A 22,063-nucleotide genomic window follows, 5' to 3' on the forward strand; every position below is an offset into this window, starting at 1 on the left:
AGAAAGTTGATGACACTGAAACACCTCCCACCCACGTTCTGCTGGACCAAGATCGGTACCGAGTCCGGCGAGGAACTGCCGACCGTCGTGCTCCGCAAGGAATGGGAGCGCCGGCTCGGGGGCGGGCGTTTTCTGTGGGGCATCAACCAGCCGCTCGGCAACAGCGCGCAGATCGCCGCGCATCGCACGGGCTCGCTGCTCGCGCTGTTCTCGCCGGTCGCGTCGCGCCCGCGCGCGGGCGAACGCAAGGACGCGCTGTTGTGGAATGCATGGATCGACGCGAGCGGGCAGGTGCGGCCGTTGCCGCCGCATACCTTCATCGCGAGCCGCTCGACCTTGCCGTCGGGCCGGCGCCGCGAACAGCATTACGCGCTCGTCTGCGCGTCCTCCACCGCGCTGACGGTCGGCACGCAATTGCGCGTGTTTCCCGATCATCTGCGCAGCGTGAGCACCGGCAAGGCGCTCGGCGCCGCACAGGGCGCGGCCGTGGTCGATTGCGTCGGGCGAGCGAAGGAGCAGACGGGCAAGAGCTATCCGCTCGCGCTGTCGGTCGAGCTCGAGGCACCGTATTTCGTGCGGCTCGCCCAGCCGTGCGTGCTGAAGGCGCGCGATCTCGCGGAAGTGAACAAGGCGACGCGCGCCGGTGATTTCGATCGTTTCGTCGAACTCGTCGCGCGCTTGCGCGGCCGTTCGCCGACGGACGCCGTGCGCGGCGTCACGCGCGATCTGTTCGACGTGCCGCCGATCGAAACGGCGGCCGCGTATGTGGCGCCCACGCACGTGGCGCGCTTGCGCAACCGGCCGGCGGCCGAGCATCCGCGCGATCTCACGGGCGACCTGTTCGACCTGTCGCCGGGTGAAGCGGCCGCGTTCGCGGGCCTGGCACATCCGCGCATCGGGCGCGCGTGACGAATCGCGCGCGGCACGTCGCGCAAGAATTTGTTGCAATCTCGCCATAGCGGAGCGGCGAGTGCAGAGGGACAATCGGCTCGAAGCGCGCTGCGCGGCGGCCGATGCGTCGACGATCGACGGTTCGTGGTTCACGCTGCCGACATGCGCACCACGCACACGGGGCGTCGGCGTGCTTCACACTGCAACCCTGAGGGAGAAGTGTCGATGTCGACCCACATCTGTTCGCGGGAAGCCCGGGCCGCGCAACGCTTCGTCGAAGCAACGCGCAACGTCGATCAGGCCTTTCGCGCCGTGCGCGGCGAAAGCGACGACGACGGTTCGTCGGCCGAATACGCGCGCGCGATGTCGCGCCTCGATCGCGCGCTCGCCGAGCTGGCGCGTGCGCAGGAGTTCTTCGATCGCGTGGTCGGCGCCGATACCACTGCGCACGACAGCTGATTCCGCCGCTTCCATGTGTCCGCGCGTCGAGTGCGCGCATGCCTCTTCATGCCGGGCAGGGCAGCCCGGCATCTCATTCGTCCCGTTCAGATTTCAGACCTTGCGGCCCTCGACCGGATAGCTGGGCTCGGTATACCCGTGCGTCGATGCGTGCCCGGGCGGCACGAGCGAACCGACGAACCGTTCGTCGTCCGGGCCGAGTCCGAGCGTCAGCGCATCGATGTCACTGTCCCGATGCGCTTCGGTGCGCGGCCCCGCTATCGTCGAGCCGACGATGCGGTTCTTCATGACCCACGCGAGCGCGAATGCCACCGATGTCGTACCGCGCGGCGGCGCGGCATACGCGTCAGCCCGCGCGTGTCATCTCCGGCACAGCCGGTGCGGGATGGTACGCGTAGCCGCGATGCTGGAACGAGGTCGCGAAGAACCGCATCTGGTAGCGGATCGCATTCGCCCAGTAATCCCACGTATGACCGCCGGGCCGCTCCGTGTAGTCGTGCGGCACGCCGAGCGCGAGAAGGCGCTCATGCAGCGTGCGGTTCGAGCCGACGAAGGAATCGTCGCGGCCGCAATCGATCGCCAGGTCGAGATGGGCGCGCACGAACGCGCGCGCGCTTTCGACGATCACGTTGCGGTTCCAGAATGACGAATGGCGTTCGGGATCGCCGAACACGTGGTCGATGCCCGGCTCGTCCGCGCAGCAGCGCGGATCGACCGCGCCGCTGATGCTGCCGACCGCGCCGAACGTGTCGGGCCGGTCGAGTGCGATGCGCAGTGCGCCGAAGCCGCCCATGCTGAGCCCGGTGATCGCGCGCGCGTGCTGCGTCGCGATGGTGCGGAAATGCAGGTCGACGTAGGACACGACTTCATCGCCGATGAAGGTTTCGTAGCGGCTGCCCGAATCGAACGGGCTGTCGATGTACCAGCTTTCGTGCCCGCCGTCGGGCATCACGAGGATCACGTGATAGCGGTCGGCGAGCGCGGCGATGTGCGTGTTCGACGTCCAGTCGGTATGGTCGCCGCCCGAGCCGTGCAGCAGATAGACGACCGGATAGCGTTCGTTGCCGCGGTTGTCGCGCGCGTAATCGTCGGGCAGCACGATCGTCGCCTTCAGCGTCTCGCTCATCGCGGCGCTCGGGATCGCGACGACCCGCGCATGAAACGCGAAGGCAGGGCTCGTGACGGCCAGCAGCAGAAGCAGCCAGAAGGTACGTGCCAGGTGCATCGATCGTTGCATGTGTCGACCCAGTCCGGCGCCGGACGCCGGGAAAACCCTGTTCCGGTGACTCTAGCAACCGCGCCTTTCAACCAAATTTCGGCGAATCATACGGTTTCGACATTTTCCCCGCCTGACGACCGGAGATGCCTGCTGCGCCCAGGATGCGCCCGATTGCATCGCGAAACGCATCCGGCCGCTCGGCCGGAATCAAGTGCCCGCAGCCTGCGATCGTGTCGAAGCCGGCGCAGCGCGCGAGCGCCCAGTCGGGCACGTGCCAGCCCGCGCGCGAGCGTTCGCCGGCGACGAGCCGGACGGGATGACGCTCGAACACTTGCGCGAGCGCCTGCAGGTAGCCGGGTTCGCCCGTCGTCGCGACGACGGAGCGGCCCATCGCGCGCAGCGTCGATGCAGGTTGATGCGCGAGCCAGCGGCAGGCGTCGTCGAGCTGGCCCGGCGACGGCGCGTCGATCGCGCCGCGCAGCCAGCCGAGCGGATCGGCGCGCAGCCCGTCGAGCATCGCGTCGGCCTCGCCGGGCGTCATGCGGCCGACCGACGCCGACCAGAACGCATCGTCGAGCGTGAAGTTGCCTTCGACGTTGACGATCCGCCGTACGCGTTCCGGGTGCGCATGCGCGAACAGCATCGCGATCGCGCCACCGACCGAGTGGCCGACGACATCGACCGGCTGCGCGCCGAAGTGAGCATCGACGGTTTGGCGCACATGCTCGACCTGAGCGGCGAGCGAGATCGCGTCGAACGGCACCGCGCGATATGCGCCGTAACCCAGCAGGTCGGGCGCGAGATGCGGGCCGTTCCATCCGCGCACGTCGAGCGTGCCGATGAAACCGTGAATGAAGACGACGGGCGTGGGCTGGGTCATGGGGCGGGCGGGCAAGGAAGGGGCGGCAATGCGAGTTCGGCGAGCAGTTCGTCGAGTTCGAGCACGTGCGTGCGGTCGTGGTCGAGCAGTTCGCGCACGAGCTCGTCGAGCGACATGCGGCGGATGCCGTCGCGCAGCCCGCAGCGTGCAAGCTGCGCGGGATCGAGCGCGGCGGCGACGGCGCACAGCGCCGCGCGACCCGTGCGGAATGCCGCGACCGCCGCGTCGAGCGGCTGCGCGAGATAGTCGCGTTGCGCGGCGAGTGCGGTGCCGTCGACGGAGGCGATCACCGGCAGGTCGAGGGTGCGTACGGTGTCGATGCGTTCGGCGAACACTGCGTCGAGATCCCGCAGGTGGCACGCATGCTCGACGAGTGAGAAGCCCGTGCCGCCGGGGCGGCGCGTCCGCAGTGCGGCCGGCACGTGCGCCGCATACGCGGCGAGCCGATCGGGCAGTTGCGCCAGCGCGGCGACGACACCGGCGAACGGCAACAACTGCGGATGCGCGCTGAACACCGCGCCGTAACTGAACAGCGTGCCGCCGAGCCGCCCGCGCGCCTGCACGACGTCGTGGCCGTGGCGGCGCATGACGTCCGCGACCATCGCGCCGCAAAACTGGCGGGCCGTCGTGTCGGTTTCGATTTCGGGGAATTTCAGCGCGATCTCGTGCTGGATCGCGCCGATCGCGGCGACGCCCACGCGCGACAGCGCCGCGAATTCGACGTAGCGCTCGGGTTGAGCGATCAGTGCTTCGAGCTGGGCGCCGAGCGCGGTGGTGCGGAAGCGGTCGAAACGGGAATGCATGATGGAAAGAATCGGCCGAGTAACGTCTCAAAACGATACGTTACTCGGCCGGTAGCGTCAACGGCGGGATGTGCGCGATGCGCTGCATCAAGCGTTGCCGGCGCCCGGCGGTCACGCAAGACCGCCTGACGCCGCCAGTCTTACGCGTGTTTCCCCGCCTCGGCTTGCGCACTCTGCTGCGCTTTCAGTTCCTGCAACTCGGCCGTGAATGCCGGGCTGAAATCCTCGGCCTCGAACAGCGGGCGGATCTCGATGTCGGAGTCGCCGGGCATCGGGTTCGGGCAGCGCTTCACCCATTCGACCGCTTCTTCGATCGATTTCACCTGCCACAGCCAGAAGCCGGCGACGAGTTCCTTCGTTTCCGCGAACGGGCCGTCGATGACGGTGCGGTTCCTGCCGGCAAAGTGCACGCGCTTGCCGCGCATGCTCGGGTGCAGCCCGTCGGCGGCGAGCAGGATGCCGGCTTGCGCCAGTTCTTCGTTGAACCGGCCCATCGCGGCGATCATTTCGGGGTCGGGCATTCGGCCGGATTCGGAATCGGCGGTGGCCTTGACGATTACCAGGACGCGCATGGTCGTATCTCCTTGAAAGGAATCAGGGGGCGCCGACGGCCGCGCCGACGGCAAAAACGATCGGTTACGACAACACGACGCGCGGCGGCGACGCGAATCGACATCTGGCCCGACGAATATTCGGGGACGCACGCACCGGCGGGCGATGCGGCGGAGCCCTTTGCCAAAACTGTTATGCTGATCCTCACCACGTTCACGCGGAGGGTGCCATGGCTGCTAAGGAAGTGTCGAAGAAGAAGTACCTGAAAATCCTGAACAAACGCCTGCGCGCGGAACCGGCGGCCCCGGCCGGCGCGTCGTTTGTCTTTTTCCCGCTGGGCGCGAAGGCGAAGAACGCGACGGGTGTCGTGTCCGGCGATGCGCGCAGCAAGCGCGAACTGGCGGTGATGGCCGCGGTTCAGCGCAAGGCGGCCGAAGAGTTCGTCGTCGCCGGCGCCTGACCGGAACAACCTGCCGGACCGTCGTCCGGGTTGCCGCCACCGCGGCTTACGCGGCGGCGGCCTCGCAATGCGCGATTGCGCCGGCGAGCACGCGCGGGATGTCGTGTGTGATGGCCGGGCCGTGCATCGGCAGGATGACGTCGAGATCGAGCGCCTGGATCCGGCGCAGCGCGCTCGCCAAGTGTGCGAGCGACGGCAGGTAGTCCGAGCGCCGGATCGAATCGAGGATGGCCGGCAGCGGGTCGTCGGCGGCTTCGTCGCCGAAGCGCATCAGGATGTCCGACGACAGCAGCGCCTTGTACGCCGGCAGATACACGACGAGCGCATCCCATTGATGGACATGCTTCGTGAAGATCGGCACGACGTCGACGCCGGAGATCGTCGTCGGCTCGCCGTCCTTCAGCGGCTTCGCGCGCACGCCGAAGATATCGGCCAGCCCGTGTGCGCAGATCGGATGCGCATACGCGACGAGCGCCGGATTGGCCGCGAGGAAGTCGGGCAGTGCGCCCATCTCGTCGACTTCGAAATGCGGGACGACCACGCTGTTCACCATCGACGGCGCGATGCCGACGGTCGCGAGGCTCGCGCTCAGTTGCGGAAAGTTGGAACGCGTGCCCGTTTCGATGCAGACGACGTCGCCGTCGGGCGACCGGACGAAGAACTGGCTGAAGCCGAGCTTCAGCTTGTCGATGTAGGTCGTCGCGCGAAACAGGCCGCTGCGGATTTCTTCGATACGGGCGGTGTCCATCGAGGCGGTCCTTGCGCGGGCAGTGGGGGGGGCGGGGCACCCCGATCGCGCGCGCCGCGATGCACCAGGGGCGCGCGACACGGTGCCTCGACGCAGTCTAGCAGCGCCGCTCCAGGCGCGAATCCTGTCAGTTCACGCAGCAGCCGGCACGGCGCTGAACGCCATGCCGGCCGGAAAGCATGCCCGGGCCGTCGATGCGGCGCTCAGGACATCTTGTCGGCCGCTGCCGCATACCGGCCGCCGCCGCCCGCTTCGTCGCCTGCCGCGAGCTGTTCCAGCGCGAGCCCCTTCGTCTCGATGCCGAGCGTCCACACTGCAATGGCCGCCGCGACGAACGACAGCGCGCCGAGCGTGAACACGCCGCCCTGGCCGAACACCGGCAGTACGACGCCGACCACGTAAGGCCCGATCAGCGAGCCGACGCGCCCGATCGCCGATGCGAAGCCCGACCCCGTGGCGCGCGCACCGGTGCCGTACAGTTCGGGCGTGTACGTGTACAGCGCGGCCCACATCCCGAACAGGAAGAACTGCATTGCGAGGCCGGTGACGATCAGCAGCGTCGTGCTGCCGCCGTAGAGCGCGCTCTGGCCGTATGCGTATGCCATCGCACCGCCGCCGATCAGCGACGCGATGCAGGTCGGCTTGCGCCCCCAGCGTTCGACGAGCCACGCGGCGCACAGGAAGCCCGGCACGCCGCCGAGCGAGATCAGCACCGTGTAGAACACCGATTTCGTGACCTCGAAGCCGGCCTGCTGCAGCAGCGCGCCGAGCCACGACGTGAGGCCGTAGAAGCCGAGCAGCGCGAAGAACCACAGCAGCCACACCATCACCGTGCGGCGACGATACACGCCGCTCCAGATCTCGCGCAGCGCGCCGTGGCCGCGTGCCACGACCGGTTCCGCAAGCCGCGACGGCGGCGGCAGCGTCGTGACGCCGGCCGAGCGCATCACCTTCGCCTCGATCGTGTGCATCACCGTGTCGGCTTCCGCGTGCCGGCCCGCATGCTCGAGCCAGCGCGGCGATTCGGGCACGATCCGGCGCACGACGAGCACGAACACGGCGGGAATCGCGAGCAGCGCGAACACCGTGCGCCAGCCGAACTGCGGCAGCACGAAATACGCGACGATGCCGGCCGTGATGAAGCCGAGCGGCCAGAAGCCGTCCATCAGCGCGATCAGGCGGCCGCGCTTCTCGGTCGGCACGAATTCGGACAGCAATGTTTGCGCGACCGGGAATTCCATTCCCATCCCGATCCCGAGCAGCACGCGGTAGACGATCAGCGCGTCGACGCTCTGCGCGGTCGAGCACAGGTAGGAGGCCGCGCCCCACAGCACCATGCTCCACTGGAATACCGGCCGGCGGCCGAAGCGGTCGGCGAGCAGGCCGGCGACGGCCGCGCCGAGCACCATCCCGAAGAAGCTCGCGCTCGCGACGAGGCCGGCGGCCGCGGTCGACAGGCCGAACTCCTTGCGGATCGAGCCGAGCACGAACGTCATCGTGCCGAGGTCGACCGAGTCGAAGAAGAACGCGATCGCGATGATGAAGAAGATCCGCTTGTGATAGCCGGAGAACGGCAGGCGTTCGAGCCGGGCGGCGGCGGAGGCGGGAGCGGTGGCGGCGGGCATGGCGTCCTCTGAAATGAAAAGGGGCCGCGAAGCGCGTGCTTCGCGGCCCCGATGCTTCGTCTTCAGTAGACGCGACCACAAAATGCCGCATCAGAGGAAAAACGCCGCCTGCTTGCCCAAATGCGTCATCGGCGGCGGCGCGGGGTGCGGCCGCTTTGTATCAGTTCTTCAGCTTGTAGCCGGTGCGGAACATCCACGCGACGATCGCCAGCAGGATCACGAGGAACAGCCCGGTCGCGGCGAGGCTGATCCACACGTGCACGTCGGCGAGTCCGTAGAACGACCAGCGGAAGCCGCTGACCAGGTAGACGATCGGGTTGAACAGCGTGATGACGCGCCACGCGGGCGGCAGCATGTCGACCGAGTAGAAGCTGCCGCCGAGGAACGTGAGCGGCGTGATGATCAGGAGCGGCACGAGCTGCAGCTTCTCGAAGCTGTCGGCCCAGATGCCGATCACGAAGCCGAACAGGCTGAACGTGACCGCCGTCAGCACGAGGAACAGCACCATCCAGAACGGATGCAGGATGTGCAGCGGCACGAACAGGCCGGCCGTGGCGAGGATGATCACGCCGAGCAGGATCGACTTCGACGCGGCCGCGCCCACATACGCGATCACGATCTCCCAGTACGACACGGGCGCGGAGAGGATCTCGTAGATCGTGCCCGTGAAGCGCGGGAAGTAGATGCCGAACGACGCGTTCGAGATGCTCTGCGACAGCAGCGACAGCATCACGAGCCCCGGCACGATGAACGAGCCGTAGCCGATGCCGTTCACGTCGCTGATGCGCGAGCCGATCGCGGAGCCGAACACGACGAAATACAGCGACGTCGAGATCACCGGCGCGATGATGCTCTGCATCAGCGTGCGGCGCGTGCGGGCCATTTCGGCGCGGTAGATCGCGCGGATTCCATGCAGGTTCATGCGTCAGGCTCCTTGCTGCACGCCGTTGCGGCGGTTGTCGATCAGGCTGACGAAAATGTCCTCGAGCGAGCTCTGCGTCGTATGCAGGTCGCGAAAGCCGATGCCGGCCGAACCGAGCGCGTTGATCAGCGTCGCGATGCTCGCATCGTCGCGCTGCGAGTCGTACGTGTAGACGAGCGCTGCGCCGTCGTCCGCGCGTTCGAGGCCGAACGGCGCGAGCGCGGGCGGCACGTCCGCGAGCGGGTGCTCGAGCTGCACGGTGAGCTGCTTCTTGCCGAGCTTGCGCATCAGCTCGCGCTTCTCCTCGACGAGCACGAGCTCGCCGCCCAGGATGATGCCGATCCGGTCGGCCATTTCCTCGGCTTCCTCGATGTAGTGCGTGGTCAGCAGGATCGTCACGCCGCTTTCGCGCAGCGAATCGACGAGCTTCCACATGTCGCGGCGCAGCTCGACGTCGACGCCGGCCGTCGGCTCGTCGAGGAACAGGATGCGCGGCTCGTGCGACAGCGCCTTCGCGATCATCACGCGGCGCTTCATGCCGCCCGACAGCGTCATCAGCTTGTTGTCGCGCTTGTCCCACAGCGACAGCGCCCTCAGCGTCTTCTCGATATGTGCGGGATCGGGCGCCTTGCCGAACAGGCCGCGGCTGAACGACACGGTCGCCCAGACGGTTTCGAACGCGTCGGTCGTCAGCTCCTGCGGCACGAGGCCGATCATTTCGCGGGCCGCGCGGTAGTGATCGCGGATGTCGTGGCCGCCGACCGTCACGCGGCCTGAGGTCGGCGTGACGATGCCGCAGATCGAGCCGATCAGCGTCGTCTTGCCGGCGCCGTTCGGCCCGAGCAACGCGAAGATCTCGCCGGGGCGGATGTCGAGGGTCACGTGCTTCAGCGCCTGGAAGCCGGACGCGTAAGTCTTGGAGAGGTCGGAGACGGAAAGGATCGGTTGCATGCTCACGGATGGCACGGCCGGCCGGCGCAACGGTGTGCGCCGCGCGTGCCCGGTGCCGCCGCCGCTGCGAAGCGGCCGGGACCGGGGACGGCATGGCGAACGGGCGTCATGTCGAACGGCGTTGTGGTGCGGGATCGCAGGATCGCGGGATCGCCATATTAGCAATCGACAGATGGAAATGCATTCTCGTGGAAAGGGCGAGCGTTGCCGGTGCTGGATTGGCGTGAATTGACGGCGCATTACCCAATAACGTGGTGTTTTATTTGCGGCGGTTGAACAATGCGTGCCGTTTTATGCGAACGGGGATGCGATCGCGTGCCCGCCCGGCGGCGGCGCGGCCGGCCGGCCGACTGTGCCGCCCGAAGGCCGCCGCGCCGTACCGGGACGGCGTGCGCCGCGCTCGCGATAATGCGTTCCTTTCACCGTTTACGGAGCAGAGCGCATGTCTTTGGTCGATTTCAAATCCGTGGCGGCCGCGCAGGCCGTCGCGTGGAAATCCACGATCGTCGGCGAGGTCGGGCCGGCCAGGATCAAGGTGCTGCGCATGGATGCGCAGGCTTACGAAGCGGAAGTGCACGACTACAACGAGGGGCTGCTGGTGCTCGACGGCCGGATGATGCTCGAGGTCGGGGGCGAGACGGTCGTCGTCGAGGCCGGGCAAATGTACCTGGCGCTTGCCGGCACGTCTCACGCGGTGCTGCCGGGCAGCCACGGCACGCTCGCGATCGTCGATGTGTGAGGTTGCGCTGCAGCATGCAGGCGGATCGTCGAGGGCCGGCAGGCAAGGCAGAGCGCGGATCGGCCGCGGTTATTCAAACGCGTGTTATACGGGTCATGTATTTGTCTGAGCAAATAAATTGAAGGCTGTTTGAAAATCTGTCAAATCCCCGGCACGCACTGCGATTGCGCGGTTTCGGCCGTTTGGAACTCTGCATCCATTTACTTGTAGGAATCGTCCGATCATAGTCTCGTCAAACGACGCATCATGATAACGAATCAAGCGTACGGATGGAGACCAATTGATGAGACGCCTATCCGCGGGGCCAGTCGGACTGCCGTTTCCCGTTTTTTCGCTGAACGCAGGCGCGATGCAGGTCGCGTACCTGCGTTGTCATATCGCCGTGTAGCGGCGAACCACATCCCGTTTCGATTGTTCTCACGGCGCCGTGCCGCATGACGGCGCCGCGGGAGAGCGCTTGTCTGCCGCCGCGGCGCGTGCCGCATTTGCCTGACCGGCATCGCGGCAGCCTTGCGCACACCGTCATGCGCCGCGCGTTCGTGCGGCGGCGCGATACCAACCGGCGGGCCATGCAGCTTGTCCGGACGAGACTTGTCGTACCTGAAAAGGAGGGGTTGATGATTTGCATTCCTGAATGGCGGAAAGCGATCCTGTCGTGCGCGGTCATCGCTTTGCCGTTCGTCGCCGGTTGCGGCGGCGGTGACGATCCGGGGCCGATCAACGTGCCGCAGTGCTCGGGGAGCGCGTGCGGGCCGAGCGGTTCCGTCACGACGCCGCCCGTCGTCACGAAGCTGTGCCCGGACGCGCTCGACTACACGACGACGTACACGGGTGGCGCAGGCAGCGGCGAGTACGTGAAGGTGAAGTTCGACACGACGAAGATGACCTACCAGATGCAGTTCATCGAATCGTCGGTGCCGACGTCGGCGGGGCAGGTCAACAATACGCGCGCAGGCCTGACGATCAGCGGCGCGTTCCATCATCCGACCACGCTCCCGACCGCCGAGCAGAACCGCTGTGCGTTCGTGCTCGACAGCGGCGCGACGAGCGACGGCGCGTATTCGGTGACGATCAACCGTGCTGATCCGCCGATGCTGTTCGTCGGCAATGGCGTGGTGGGCGGCGGGATTCCGGGGGCGACGATTGCGTTCGCCGGTATCCCGCTGCTCCCGGGCATCACGCTCGGCGTCGTACCGTCGCGCACCTTCGATTTCTATCCGTTCATCGGCTTCACCGACACCGAAACCGACTTCACGAAAGTGGCGGGCAACTACAACGAGGTCGGCATCCATCTGTCGCCGATCGGCGGTGATGGTCAGAGCCCGACCGGGCCGGTCGGCTGGGAGCCCGACGTCGTCAACTGGAATCAGACGTTCAATGCGGACGGTTCGTGTTCTATCACGCAGGGCAGCGACTACTCGTGTCAGACGACCGGGACGCCGTGGGCGCAGCGCAAGAACGCGGACGGATCGGCAGACAATGTATTCGTGAGCAATCCGGTGGGGCAGGGGTATCCGATCGCGGGGCAGGGCTCGACGCTGATCATTGCACCGAGTCAGGCGAAAGGCATCATGATCGTCGGCAGGCTGAACGGCGTACTTGTGCCGATCGTGATTCGTGTCGGCTATACGCACGTCGATACGGTCAATCTGTTCGCATCGGTCGCCGATGCCGAAGTCGGCATCTCGATGCTGGCGTCGACGAAAGCGATTGCCGCGAACTCCCTGAAGGGGGGATATATCGGTGCGACCAGCGCATCCGCATGCGGCGTTGTGACATCCAGCGGTCAGGCGAACAAGGTGACGTCGCCGGGGCCGAGCTTCAACCCGAACATGCCGCACCCAGACCTGCCCGGCGTCTTCACCAATAACACCTTCTATTCGGTAGCAGGCAGTTGCGATGACGGCACGGCCGTCTCGACGATGGCCGCGAACTATACGTCCACGCTGTTCCAGGGCAGTACCGCGGCGTTCATCGATCCGCAGACGTCGGGGGTGACCTCGCAGTTCGGGCTCGACTACACGCAGGCGACGCCCGGCAAGATCAAGGTCACGGCCACGCAGGACTTCAACGCGAAGGGCGCGAGCGGCAACGTGGCGATCTTCAAGAAGGGCGACACGGGCTGGCTCGTGACGGCCGGCAATGTCTACGCGATGGTCGTCAACAACAGCCAGGTCAACCCGTTCTTCACGGTCGGCGCGTTCGTCCAGTAACCCTGTATTGAACACGTAACACCGGCGGCGCATGCGTCGCCGCCGGCGAATCGAATTTCAAGAGGATTCCTATGAACTTGAAGCAATGGATGGCCGCGGCGTCGCTCGCGCCCGTGCTGGCCGCGTGCGGCGGAGACGGCGACCCGCCGCCCGCGCCGGTGGTCCGGCTGTGCCCGCAGACGATCGACTACAACACCGTGTTCATCGGTGGGTCGGGGTCGGGCGAGCTCGTGAAGGTGCAGCTCGACACGACGAAGATGACGTACCGGATGACCTATCTCGCGTCGCCGGTGCCGGCCACCACGGGCACCGTGCAGCCGACGCGCGACACGGCACCGGCGAACGTGGTCGACGGCACGCTGGCCGACGAGACGGGCCTGCCGACGGTCAAGCTGAACCAGTGCACGTTCCGGATGCAGAACGCGAGCCTCGACCCGAGCCGCCCCGCGCGGCTGTTCCTCGGCGAAGGCGTGCTGGGCGGCGCGATCCCCGGCGCGACGATCCAGTTCGACGGCGTGATCGGCGTCGGCAAGATCCCGAAGACGACGTTCCCGTACTACCCGTTCATCAGCTTCTCGTCGCTGGAAACCGACCTGACGAAGATCGCCGGCAAGTACAACCAGCTCGGCTACCACCAGGTGCCGTCGCAAAGCTTCCAGCCGGTGGCGCTCGACCAGCAGGTGACGATCAACGCGGACGGCAGCTACGTCGAGACCGACAACTTCGGCAAGAAGAACGGCGGGCAGCCGCTCGCGTCGAGCGCGACCGTGAACCAGCCGTTCACGCTGCGTCCGGATGCGCCGGCGTTCCAGTCGCTCAACTACCTGCCGCAGATTCCGCCGACGCTCGCGGCGGTCGATCCCGCGAAGGCCGGCAAGGGAATCCTGATCGTCGGCAAGCTGCGCAACCAGCTCGTGCCGATCTTCATCCGCACCGGCGCGGCGAATGCGGACCTGACGCAGGGCTCGCCGAGCGCGGACGACGAATCGGGCATCTCGTTCCTGAGCCCGCAGACGGCGATCACGCAAGGCTCGCAGAACGGCGAGTACACGGGTGTCGACAGCGCGTTCAACTACCGCGCGACCGCGCTCGTCGGCGCGCAGGCCACGCTGCTCGATCCGTTCAACGCGTCGCAGGCCGCGCTCACGCGCGCACTGAACCTCGATTTCACGCAGAAGGTGCCGGGTGTCGTCACGACCGTGCATGCGGATGCGGCATCGGGGCCGGCGACCGGCAAGTTCGTGTTCACCGGCGGCGTGTTCGGGTTCCTCGACATGAACGATACGAGCAATCCGTACTTCACGGTCGGCGCCTTCGTGCAGTGACGCAAGCCCGGATGGAGACACGGCGGCGCCGCGCGAAGGGGCGCGGCGCCCGGACAGAACGAGAAGGAGACTTCATGAAGAAGCTGATTGTCGCGGGTGTCGTCGCAGGCGTATCGACGCTCGCATCGGCCCAGCAGGCGGGCGACAACGTCGCGACGCTGGGCTGGTTGCACATCATGCCGCAGGATTCGACCAACGGGCTCACGACGAATCTCGCCGGCATGCCGATCAACGGGCCGCTGCGCCTGCCCGGGTCGTTCACGTCGCCCGGCACGAGCCTGACCGTCAACAACGCCGATACGGTCGGCCTGACGCTCACGCACTTCTTCACCGACCACATCGCCGTGACGTCGGTGCTCGGCGTGCCGCCCGAGTTCACGCTGACCGGGCACGGCACGATCAAGCCGCCGGGCCCGTCCGGCGCGCTGGGCAGCGTCAACATGGACAACCCGGCCAACCAGCCGGCCGTGAAGAACGCAAGGCAGTGGAGCCCGACGATCATTCTGCAGTACTACTTCAATTCGCCGACGGCGAAGTTCCGCCCGTTCGTCGGGATCGGCGTGGCCTACAGCTGGTTCAGCAACATCGAACTGAACGGCAACTTTGCGAAGGACATCAACGAAAACCTCGGCAGCGTGCTCGCGGCGGGCGCCGGCAAGCCGGGGCCGACGTCGGTCGAGGGCAAGGCGTCGTCGTCGCTCACGCCGGTCTACAACGTGGGCGCGAGCTACGCGATCGACAAGCACTGGGGGCTGACGGCGACGCTGACGTACATGCCGCTGAAGACCTACTCGTCGCTCGTGATCAAGGCGGCCGACGGTTCGACGCTCGCCACCACGCGCACACGGTTGAAGGCGGATCCGCTGATCACGTTCGTCGGGATTTCCTACAAGTTCTGAGCCGTCCGGCGCGCATGACGCGCACCGGCGGCTTCCTGCGACCGTCGGGCCGGAACGATCCGGCCGGGCGGTCGCGTTCCTGGCGGCGTGCCGCCATTTGTGAAGAGAGGGGGCAGTTCAAATGAGCATTCGCAAAATCGTATCGCTTGTTGCTGCAGTGGCTTTCACCGCGGTTTCCGCCGCGCCTGCTTTCGCAGTCACCGTTTCGCGGGCTGATGGTCAGCCGATGAACCCGAATGGCGAGCCGTTCTCGGCGACCGGGCTCACGAACCTCAGCAAGGGCGCGATCAGCGCAGGCTGTACCGCGACGTTCAACGGCACGATCACGTCGACCGGCATCGTCAACATCACGTCGACGACGTTCTCGGGCGGCGCGACATGCTCGCTGATCAACGGCAGCGCGAGCAGCACGTCGCCGTGGACGGGGCAGGCCGACAGCACGACGCAATTGTCGATCAACAACGTGAAGGTGAACGTCACGCTGCTCGGCACCTGCGGGCCGAGCAAGGTTGTCACGACGTGGAGCGATACGAACTCTTCGCTGACGTTCAATAACGCCACGCTGACGCCGGATTGCACGGTGGGCGGCACGGTGCTGACGTCGCCGAAGTTCCACGTGCAGTAAGCGTCGCGGATCGAAGCGGGTACCCGCCGCGCGCGAGGGTCGTGCGACAGGTGCGGCGGGTATTTGCGGATTCGAAGGGTTCGTGCCGTCGCGTGCATCGGCGCGACGGCCGGATTCATTCGACAGAGCGGTCGCGATTCTCGTGTAAGGCCGCCATATATTAAGAGAGAGGCCGTACAGATGAACATTCGTCAAATTGCATCGCTTGTTGCTGCAGTGGCATTCACCGCGGGTTCGGCCGCGCCTGCTTTTGCAGTGACCGTTTCGCGCGTGGACGGCCTGCCGATGAATCCCAATGGCGAACCGTTTTCCGCGTCGGGGCTCACATCGCTCCAGAAGGGCGCGTTCAGTCCGATCAACTGTACGACGACGGTCAACGGCACCGTCACGCCGACCGGCATCGTCAACATCACGTCGACCCAGTTCACCGGCGGCACATTGTGCGTGTTGTTCACCGGTAGCGCGAGCAGTGCGGCGCCATGGACGGGAAACGTGGGCAGCACGACGCAAGTGTCGATCGACAACGTGAAGCTGGACATGCGGGTGCTCGGTACTTGTGGACCGAGTAAGGTCACGACGGCGTGGAGTGATCCGGACTCGCGGCTGACGCTCAACAACGCCGTGCTGACGCCGGATTGCACGGTGAACGGCTGGATCATGACGTCGCCGAAGTTCCACGTGCAGTAAGCGTCGGGCATCGATGCGGGGAACTCGCCTTGCACGAAGGCCGTGCGGGATGTGCGCGGGTTGCCGCTTCGTCGATGCGCTCGAGCCGTCTTCCGTATCAGCGTGACGACAGGCTGGCCGCACGTATCGCGATCCGATGCGTGTGGCGTTGCAGGGTCGGTACGGCGTACCGCGCCATCCGATTCGACTGAATTACCACTATTCCAAATTGGCCAGAACTATCCCGGAAGACCCATGCTTACCGATCCAGCAAAGTATGGAGATGCGCGCGGCGCGACGCCTGACCGGCTGCGCACGGCCGCGTGGCTGCAGTACCTGATCGAACATCTCGACGCTGCCGCTTGCGTAGCGATGGCGGCTGACGGGGGCGACACGACCGTTGCCGCGTCGCAGGCGATACGGATGCGGACAGGCGCGAATCTGTCGCGTGACGCAACGGCCGTGCTTCACGGGCTCGCGCCGTGGATCGCATCGGACGGCGGCGCCTGCGAATGCGACCTGACCGACCCGCGCGGCGCATGCTCGCATGTGCCTTCGATACGGCAACTCGCCGAAGCCGAACGCTGCTGCCCCGGCTCGCGTGCCGTGTTCGACACCGCGCACGGCGTGATCGATGCGTGCGCATTCGACGATCCCGATGTCGGCTGGGCCGCACTCGAGCGGATTGCCGGCGGTCTCGAATGCAGCGGGGGGGATGCCGGCACATGCACCGCACATGAGACGGGCGCGCAGGGCGACACGCTGCCTGCGAAGAACCTGAGAGACAGGCTCGCCGTCATCGCGGCGGCGAGCGGAGAGACGTCGACCCTGCCGGGCGCCGTCATCGACGCGATCGTGCTGCGTGTATGCGGGCCACGTGACGATGCATCGCGTATCGACGAGATGGCTGCGCTCGTGACGTTCTCGGCCGTGCTCGCCGCCGGCGACGGGGCCTCCATCGCCGCGTATGGCGGTCAGCACAACCTCGTTGCGCGGGCGATCCGCACGCATCGCGCCGATCTGGCGTCGGTGGACGGGGTGCTCGCGGCGTTGTCCGTGTGCAGGCTGGATCGACTCGTCGGCGCGGGCAGCTTTTGGGCTTACTACCTGCTGGCGGGTATCGCGATTGCAGCGCCTGACGCCGTGCGGGAAATCGGTCGCCGTTTTCATGGCGACGAGTGGCAGGCGTGCCTCGATCACGTGCTCGCGTGGCCGGCGGTCAATCGCTTCGGGCCGAAGGAGGACATCGCATTCGACCGCCTGCGCGGCGCAATGAGCCTGACATCGCGATGGAATCCGATCGTCCGCGGGAAGCGGATGCGGAAGCGGGCCGGTGTAGCGCCCTGATTTCACGAGCAAGGGGGCAAGGCCGGCTCGACGCGCCAGCTTTTCCGAAGCCTCTTTCGAAGTAATCCGCAAGGATGCCAAACGATTCGCGTACGCGCATCCTGATTCGCGCGCCATGCCGGACCCCGTTCGCTCACGCGAACGGGCATCGGGCGGCAGCGCGCCGAGCCGTCATGCCATCACCAGTCCACACTGGCCGCACACCGCACACCGCACACCGCACACCGCACACCGCACACCGCACACCGCACACCGCACCATCCATCCCGCCTGCGCGCCCCGATTCCGGCGCCATCGCCCGAACGCAGTATGATTCCGCAAACGATGCCGGCGACCGCTTCGACGTCACTGCCCGCCCGCGTCGCCGAAGATCTGCCAAGCTTGCTGTAAGCCGGACGCAAACAGCCGCAGTGTGAGAGCGCTGCCGCGAACCCGCGTTCCGACCACCTTCATCGAAACGGTCAGTCAGATGTCAAAGCAAAACAAGAAAATCCTCCTCCTGAGCGTCAGCGCCGGCGCCGGCCATACCCGAGCGGCCGAAGCGATCCGCGCATTCGCCGACCACCATCCCGCCGGCATCGAAGCCACCCACCTGGACGTGATGGATTTCGTGTCCACCGGCTTCCGCAAGCTGTACACCGATCTCTACATCAAGCTCGTCAGCAGCCAGCCGGCGCTGTGGGGCTACCTGTACCAGAAGACGGACGAAGTCGATCCCGCCGCCCCGTCGCAGAAGATCCGGCGTGCGATCGAGCGGCTCAATTGCCGGCCGCTGCTCGCGGAGATCGAACGCCAGCGCCCGGACGCGATCATCTGCACGCACTTCCTGCCGGCCGAGCTGCTGTCGCGCGAGATCCGCAAGGAGCGCGTCGACACGCCGGTGTGGGTGCAGGTCACCGATTTCGACCTGCACAGCATGTGGGTCGTGCCGAACATGCGCGGTTATTTCGCGGCCAACGACGAGATCGCGTGGCGCATGCATGCCCGCGGCATGGCGCCTGAAACGGTGCACGTCAGCGGCATCCCGATCATGCCGGCGTTCGGTCAGCCTCTCGATCGCGCGGCCTGCGCGGCCGAGTACGGCCTCGATCCCGCGCGCCCGACCTTCCTGATGATGTCCGGCGGCGCGGGCCTCGGCGGGCTCGACGTGCTGGCGGCGCGCCTGCTCGGGATGGATGCCGACTTCCAGCTGATCGCGCTGGCCGGCAAAAACCAGGCGATGCTGGCATCGTTGCAGGAACTGGCCGCGCAACATCCGGGCCGGTTGTTTCCGCAGGGCTTCACGCAGCAGGTCGAGCGCCTGATGGCCTGCGCCGACCTCGTCATCACGAAGCCGGGCGGCCTGACGACGTCCGAATGTCTCGCGATGCAGTTGCCGATGATCGTCAACTCGCCGATTCCGGGCCAGGAAGAGCGCAATGCGGATTTCCTGCTCGAACAGGGTGTCGCGCTGAAGGCGATCGACGACGACGCGCTCGTCTACCGGATCCGCGCGCTGCTGCAGGCGCCGGAGCGTCTCGCCGACATGCGCCGCCGCCTCGCGCCGCTCGGCCGGCCGCTCGCCGGCCGCTTCGTGCTCGATCGCGTGCTGGGCCTGGAGCCCGCCGCATGAGCATCGCGCGCTTCGTGCCGACGCGCCATACGCTGTTTGTCGTTGCATGGGTCGTGTTGCTCGCGTATTTCTTCGCGAACGTGGAGATCCAGATCGAAGGCAGCGCGGGCTGGGCGGCCAACCTGCCGACGTGGCGCATCGAGCATCACTGGCTGCTCGACATCTTCTGGGGCGGGCGGCCGATGACCGGCTACCACGCGTGGGTGTTCCCGTTCGTCGCGCTGTTCTTTCACTGGCCGGCCGTGTTCAACGGACGGTGGTCGTGGCGCATCGAAGCGCGGATCGTCGCGTGCATCATGGTGTTCTGGCTGACCGAGGATTTCCTGTGGTTCGTGCTGAATCCGGCCTACGGTCTCGCCCGTTTCAATCCGGCCAACGTGCCGTGGCATATCCATTGGTTCGGCGTGGCACCGACCGACTACTGGACGATGAGCGCCGCCGCGATCGTGCTGTTCATTCTTTCCCGCGAGCGCAAGCGCGCGTTCTACTGATCCCCGACCCGACATGAAACTCGCCTTCATTGCCGCGCTCTCCGTCACGCTCGCCGGGCTCGTGCAGCCGGCCCATGCGGACCCGGCCTCCGAGGTGTCCGCCCGGCCGAGGCCGATCAAATGGGCGCAGGGCGTGACCGATGCGCATGTGAACAACCTGCATCGGATCACGCCGACGCTGTACCGCAGTGCGCAGCTGTCGCGCGCGGATGTGCCGGAACTGCAGAAGCTCGGCATTCGCAAGGTCATCAGCTTCCGTTCGTTTCACGCGGACGACAGCATCCTGGCCGGCACGCAGATCAAGATGCAGCGCATCCGGATCAACACCTGGGACATCCGCGACGAAGACATGGTCGCGGCGCTGAAGGCGCTGCGTACGGCCGACCAGGACGGCCCGGTGCTGATCCACTGCCAGCACGGCGCCGATCGTACCGGCCTCGTGTCGGCGTTGTACCGGATGGTGTACCAGGGCTGGACGCGCGAGCAGGCGCTCGACGAGCTGCAGCATGGAGGCTACGGGTTCCATCCGATCTGGCAGAACATCACGAACTACCTGAAGCGCGTGGATGTCGAGCGGTTGCGGCAGGAGGTCAATAGCGGCTGAGCCCGACCTGCGAGGACCAGCTCCCGACGTCACCGTAGTGCTCAGCGCTCGTCTACGCTGCAGCAGCAGAAAGCCGACTTTCCCGGCATGCAGCGGGTTCTTCACCCACGAGCTGCAGCAAAGTCCAAGCAGCCAGTCAGCCCCACCACGATCCTCGAAGAGGCGCGAACAAGGCCGTGCACCCGTGCAACACGGGATCCGACCTCTGCATGGCCCCGGATCGTTCGCGCAGCCCCGGGGCGATCTGATCGACCGCATCTTTGACGGGAAGCTACTTAAATCCAACATATTGTGGCTAAGTGGGTAATTTTGCCGATAAAACGCAGAATTAAAGAATTAGTCTCCTTGAGCCAAGGTGGCGTTAATTCTATAATTTTGGGTGTTAACCGGCATGGATAGGGTGTAAGACACACTATGTTGGATTTAAGCTTCAGCAAGCCGAGCGAGGTCGTCAAGCGACTCTGCGAGCGCCTGCGCACCGAGCGTCTGGCTGTGGGCCTGACGCAGTCGGATCTTGCCGGGCGTGCCGGCATCGCGACCAACACCGTGTCGAACCTGGAGGCCGGGCGCAATGTCGGCTTCGAGGCCGTGGTCCGGGTGGCGATGGCGCTCGGCCGAATCAAGGAGCTCGAAGGCCTGTTCCAGCCAAAGCTGGACAGCATCGAGGACATTCTGCGCTACGAGAAATCAGCCAAGCGCCTCCGTACGAGGAGGAAGTCCGGCGATGCCTGAACAAGTGAATGTTTTCTACGAGGGCTGGGGGGAGCGGTGGCTTTGGGGCACGCTGGTCTCCACGACTGCCCTGACCGGTCGCCCCCTGATTGTGTTCGAGTACAGCAACGAGGCGAGGCAGAGGGGCCTGGAGCTGTCTTTGTACACATTGCCGCTGGAGGGCCCCCGGTTGCGGCGAGATTTCCCGGTTCATCAATTGCAACTGCCGGGGCCTGTCTATGACGCGTTGCCGGACGGGTGGGGCATGCTGCTGATGGACCGTATGTTCCGGCGCCGTGGGCTCAACACGGCGCGCATTGGCGCCCTGGAGCGGTTGGCCTGTATCGGCAGCAACGCGATGGGGGCCATGGCGTTCGAACCCGTCGCACCCGAAGGAGAGGCGCCGGACGTCCACATCCCGCTGGAACAGCTTGCTGCCGAAGTTCAGGACGTGCTCCATGGTGAAGGGGGGGAGTTCCTGCAGACGTTGCTGCGGGTGGGCGGCTCGCCCCAAGGTGCAAGGCCCAAGGTCCTGATCTATCGCGATCCGCAAACCGGCGGGTTGACCACGGCCGCCACACCGGGCTTCGAAGCCTGGCTGGTCAAGTTCCCCGCAAGAGACGAGCACGCCGAGGTGTGCGCCATCGAGATGGTCTACGCCGAATGTCTGCGCAGATGTGGCATCGAGACTCCGGACACGCAGTACTTCAGTTTGCCCAATGGGCTGGCGGCGTTCGCCAGCAAGCGCTTTGATCGGCATGATGGATCGCGTGTCCCCATGCAGAGTCTCGCGGCGTTTACGGGGGCCGATTACCGGCAGGCGGGTTCGCTGGACTACCTCAACTTCTTGCGGGCGACCCGGATCTGTACCAACGACGTGCGAGAGATGAGGAGGGCCTTCGAGCGCGCCGTCTTCAACGTCGCGTTCAACAACCGCGACGACCATCCCAAGAACTTCGCCTACGTCATGGCGCCAAATGGTCAGTGGAGACTGGCGCCGGCCTACGATGTGACCTTCTGCGAGGGGCCCGGCGGATATCACCAGATGGACGTGATGGGTGAGGCACTGGAGATTTCCCGCACGCACATGCTTCGGTTTGCCGAGGAAGCCGAAGTGCCCCAGGACGTTGCCGGCAGGATGATCGACGACATTTGCGAAGTGGCCGGTCAATTCTCGGACATGGCCGAGAACATGTACCCGCGGATCATTACTCGAGATACCCTGCGCACGATCCAGGGCCGCATCAACGAGAACGTTGCCCTGCTTCGCCAGGCTCCCGTGGGTCGCGCTCGCCGGTGAGGATGCACGTAAAAACGCCGC

General features: G+C 66.1%; 23 protein-coding genes and 1 pseudogene. 15 read left to right on the forward strand and 9 right to left on the reverse strand.

The features are described 5' to 3' along the window. Positions 1-9: 9 nt before the first annotated feature. Together ABIC51_RS30595 and ABIC51_RS30600 are read left to right on the forward strand one after the other, a co-directional pair. Positions 10-909: a hypothetical protein gene (locus ABIC51_RS30595; protein WP_059620307.1), complete on the forward strand. Its 900-nt coding sequence runs from the start codon at positions 10-12 to the stop codon at positions 907-909. A 207-nt stretch (positions 910-1,116) separates the two neighbouring features. After that, the gene (locus tag ABIC51_RS30600) at positions 1,117-1,350 is read left to right on the forward strand and encodes a hypothetical protein (RefSeq protein ID WP_021160304.1); all 234 of its coding nucleotides are present in this window, start codon (positions 1,117-1,119) and stop codon (positions 1,348-1,350) included. Positions 1,351-1,443: 93 nt separating this feature from the next. Here ABIC51_RS30600 and ABIC51_RS30605 read toward each other — a convergent pair. The 5 genes and pseudogenes from ABIC51_RS30605 to ABIC51_RS30625 all read right to left on the reverse strand — a co-directional run. Beyond that, positions 1,444-1,686 (reverse strand): annotated as a pseudogene (locus ABIC51_RS30605) (aldo/keto reductase); the annotation flags it as partial. Between the two features lie 10 nt (positions 1,687-1,696). Continuing rightward, positions 1,697-2,575 (reverse strand): alpha/beta hydrolase, encoded by an 879-nt coding sequence (locus ABIC51_RS30610; RefSeq protein ID WP_059552768.1) that lies wholly within the window; start codon positions 2,573-2,575, stop codon positions 1,697-1,699. 79 nt (positions 2,576-2,654) lie between these two features. Next, complete coding sequence (locus ABIC51_RS30615; RefSeq protein ID WP_175897706.1) at positions 2,655-3,449, reverse strand: alpha/beta fold hydrolase; 795 nt, start codon at positions 3,447-3,449, stop codon at positions 2,655-2,657. Then, entirely contained in the window at positions 3,446-4,252 is an 807-nt protein-coding gene (locus ABIC51_RS30620) for a DinB family protein (protein WP_175862651.1), read from the reverse strand. The genes ABIC51_RS30615 and ABIC51_RS30620 overlap by 4 nt, the downstream gene beginning before the upstream one ends. Positions 4,253-4,392: 140 nt before the next feature. Beyond that, positions 4,393-4,824: a YciI family protein gene (locus tag ABIC51_RS30625; RefSeq protein ID WP_060358273.1), complete on the reverse strand. Its 432-nt coding sequence runs from the start codon at positions 4,822-4,824 to the stop codon at positions 4,393-4,395. Between the two features lie 209 nt (positions 4,825-5,033). Between ABIC51_RS30625 and ABIC51_RS30630 the strand changes: the two genes are divergently transcribed. Continuing rightward, complete coding sequence (locus ABIC51_RS30630; RefSeq protein ID WP_027790668.1) at positions 5,034-5,264, forward strand: hypothetical protein; 231 nt, start codon at positions 5,034-5,036, stop codon at positions 5,262-5,264. A gap of 46 nt (positions 5,265-5,310) precedes the next feature. On the opposite strand, the gene ABIC51_RS30635 is transcribed toward ABIC51_RS30630, so the two are convergent. The 4 genes from ABIC51_RS30635 to ABIC51_RS30650 all read right to left on the reverse strand — a co-directional run bounded on the left by ABIC51_RS30635 (position 5,311) and on the right by ABIC51_RS30650 (position 9,510). Further along, a complete protein-coding gene (locus ABIC51_RS30635; RefSeq protein WP_175862650.1) occupies positions 5,311-6,012 on the reverse strand; it encodes an oxygen-binding di-iron domain-containing protein in 702 nt (233 codons plus the stop codon). Positions 6,013-6,215: 203 nt separating this feature from the next. Further along, positions 6,216-7,637: an MFS transporter gene (locus tag ABIC51_RS30640; RefSeq protein ID WP_059698476.1), complete on the reverse strand. Its 1,422-nt coding sequence runs from the start codon at positions 7,635-7,637 to the stop codon at positions 6,216-6,218. A 160-nt stretch (positions 7,638-7,797) separates the two neighbouring features. Then, the gene (locus ABIC51_RS30645; protein ID WP_021160316.1) at positions 7,798-8,559 is read right to left on the reverse strand and encodes an ABC transporter permease; all 762 of its coding nucleotides are present in this window, start codon (positions 8,557-8,559) and stop codon (positions 7,798-7,800) included. A gap of 3 nt (positions 8,560-8,562) precedes the next feature. Beyond that, entirely contained in the window at positions 8,563-9,510 is a 948-nt protein-coding gene (locus ABIC51_RS30650) for an ABC transporter ATP-binding protein (protein ID WP_027789763.1), read from the reverse strand. 442 nt (positions 9,511-9,952) lie between these two features. Here ABIC51_RS30650 and ABIC51_RS30655 point away from each other — a divergent pair, with 442 nt between their 5' ends. The 12 genes from ABIC51_RS30655 to ABIC51_RS30710 all read left to right on the forward strand — a co-directional run bounded on the left by ABIC51_RS30655 (position 9,953) and on the right by ABIC51_RS30710 (position 22,042). After that, positions 9,953-10,249, forward strand: coding sequence for a cupin domain-containing protein (locus tag ABIC51_RS30655; protein ID WP_175854173.1), 297 nt, complete (start codon positions 9,953-9,955; stop codon positions 10,247-10,249). Between the two features lie 617 nt (positions 10,250-10,866). Next, positions 10,867-12,462 (forward strand): DUF2957 domain-containing protein, encoded by a 1,596-nt coding sequence (locus ABIC51_RS30660; protein WP_059589851.1) that lies wholly within the window; start codon positions 10,867-10,869, stop codon positions 12,460-12,462. Positions 12,463-12,533: 71 nt separating this feature from the next. Next, entirely contained in the window at positions 12,534-13,787 is a 1,254-nt protein-coding gene (locus ABIC51_RS30665; protein ID WP_027789760.1) for a DUF2957 domain-containing protein, read from the forward strand. Between the two features lie 74 nt (positions 13,788-13,861). After that, complete coding sequence (locus ABIC51_RS30670; protein ID WP_175897704.1) at positions 13,862-14,686, forward strand: OmpW/AlkL family protein; 825 nt, start codon at positions 13,862-13,864, stop codon at positions 14,684-14,686. A gap of 121 nt (positions 14,687-14,807) precedes the next feature. Continuing rightward, positions 14,808-15,311 (forward strand): PraA/PraB family alkane oxidation protein activator, encoded by a 504-nt coding sequence (locus tag ABIC51_RS30675; protein ID WP_021160324.1) that lies wholly within the window; start codon positions 14,808-14,810, stop codon positions 15,309-15,311. Positions 15,312-15,491: 180 nt separating this feature from the next. Next, positions 15,492-15,998 (forward strand): PraA/PraB family alkane oxidation protein activator, encoded by a 507-nt coding sequence (locus ABIC51_RS30680; RefSeq protein ID WP_226128089.1) that lies wholly within the window; start codon positions 15,492-15,494, stop codon positions 15,996-15,998. 234 nt (positions 15,999-16,232) lie between these two features. Continuing rightward, positions 16,233-17,324 (forward strand): hypothetical protein, encoded by a 1,092-nt coding sequence (locus ABIC51_RS30685; protein ID WP_146254158.1) that lies wholly within the window; start codon positions 16,233-16,235, stop codon positions 17,322-17,324. A 469-nt stretch (positions 17,325-17,793) separates the two neighbouring features. Continuing rightward, positions 17,794-18,936 carry an MGDG synthase family glycosyltransferase gene (locus ABIC51_RS30690; protein WP_124546093.1) on the forward strand — a complete coding sequence of 381 codons (1,143 nt, stop codon included), beginning with the start codon at positions 17,794-17,796 and terminating at the stop codon, positions 18,934-18,936. Further along, positions 18,933-19,427, forward strand: coding sequence for a hypothetical protein (locus ABIC51_RS30695; protein ID WP_124840972.1), 495 nt, complete (start codon positions 18,933-18,935; stop codon positions 19,425-19,427). The genes ABIC51_RS30690 and ABIC51_RS30695 overlap by 4 nt, the downstream gene beginning before the upstream one ends. A gap of 13 nt (positions 19,428-19,440) precedes the next feature. Next, positions 19,441-20,031, forward strand: a complete 591-nt coding sequence (locus ABIC51_RS30700; protein ID WP_021160329.1) for a dual specificity protein phosphatase family protein — start codon at positions 19,441-19,443, stop codon at positions 20,029-20,031. A gap of 414 nt (positions 20,032-20,445) precedes the next feature. Beyond that, entirely contained in the window at positions 20,446-20,763 is a 318-nt protein-coding gene (locus ABIC51_RS30705; protein ID WP_146254159.1) for a helix-turn-helix domain-containing protein, read from the forward strand. Then, positions 20,756-22,042 (forward strand): type II toxin-antitoxin system HipA family toxin, encoded by a 1,287-nt coding sequence (locus ABIC51_RS30710; RefSeq protein WP_146254160.1) that lies wholly within the window; start codon positions 20,756-20,758, stop codon positions 22,040-22,042. The genes ABIC51_RS30705 and ABIC51_RS30710 overlap by 8 nt, the downstream gene beginning before the upstream one ends. The last annotated feature ends 21 nt before the right edge of the window (positions 22,043-22,063 follow it).

Source organism: Burkholderia sp. 572, assembly GCF_040545135.1.
In the GTDB taxonomy this organism is placed as follows: domain Bacteria; phylum Pseudomonadota; class Gammaproteobacteria; order Burkholderiales; family Burkholderiaceae; genus Burkholderia; species Burkholderia cepacia.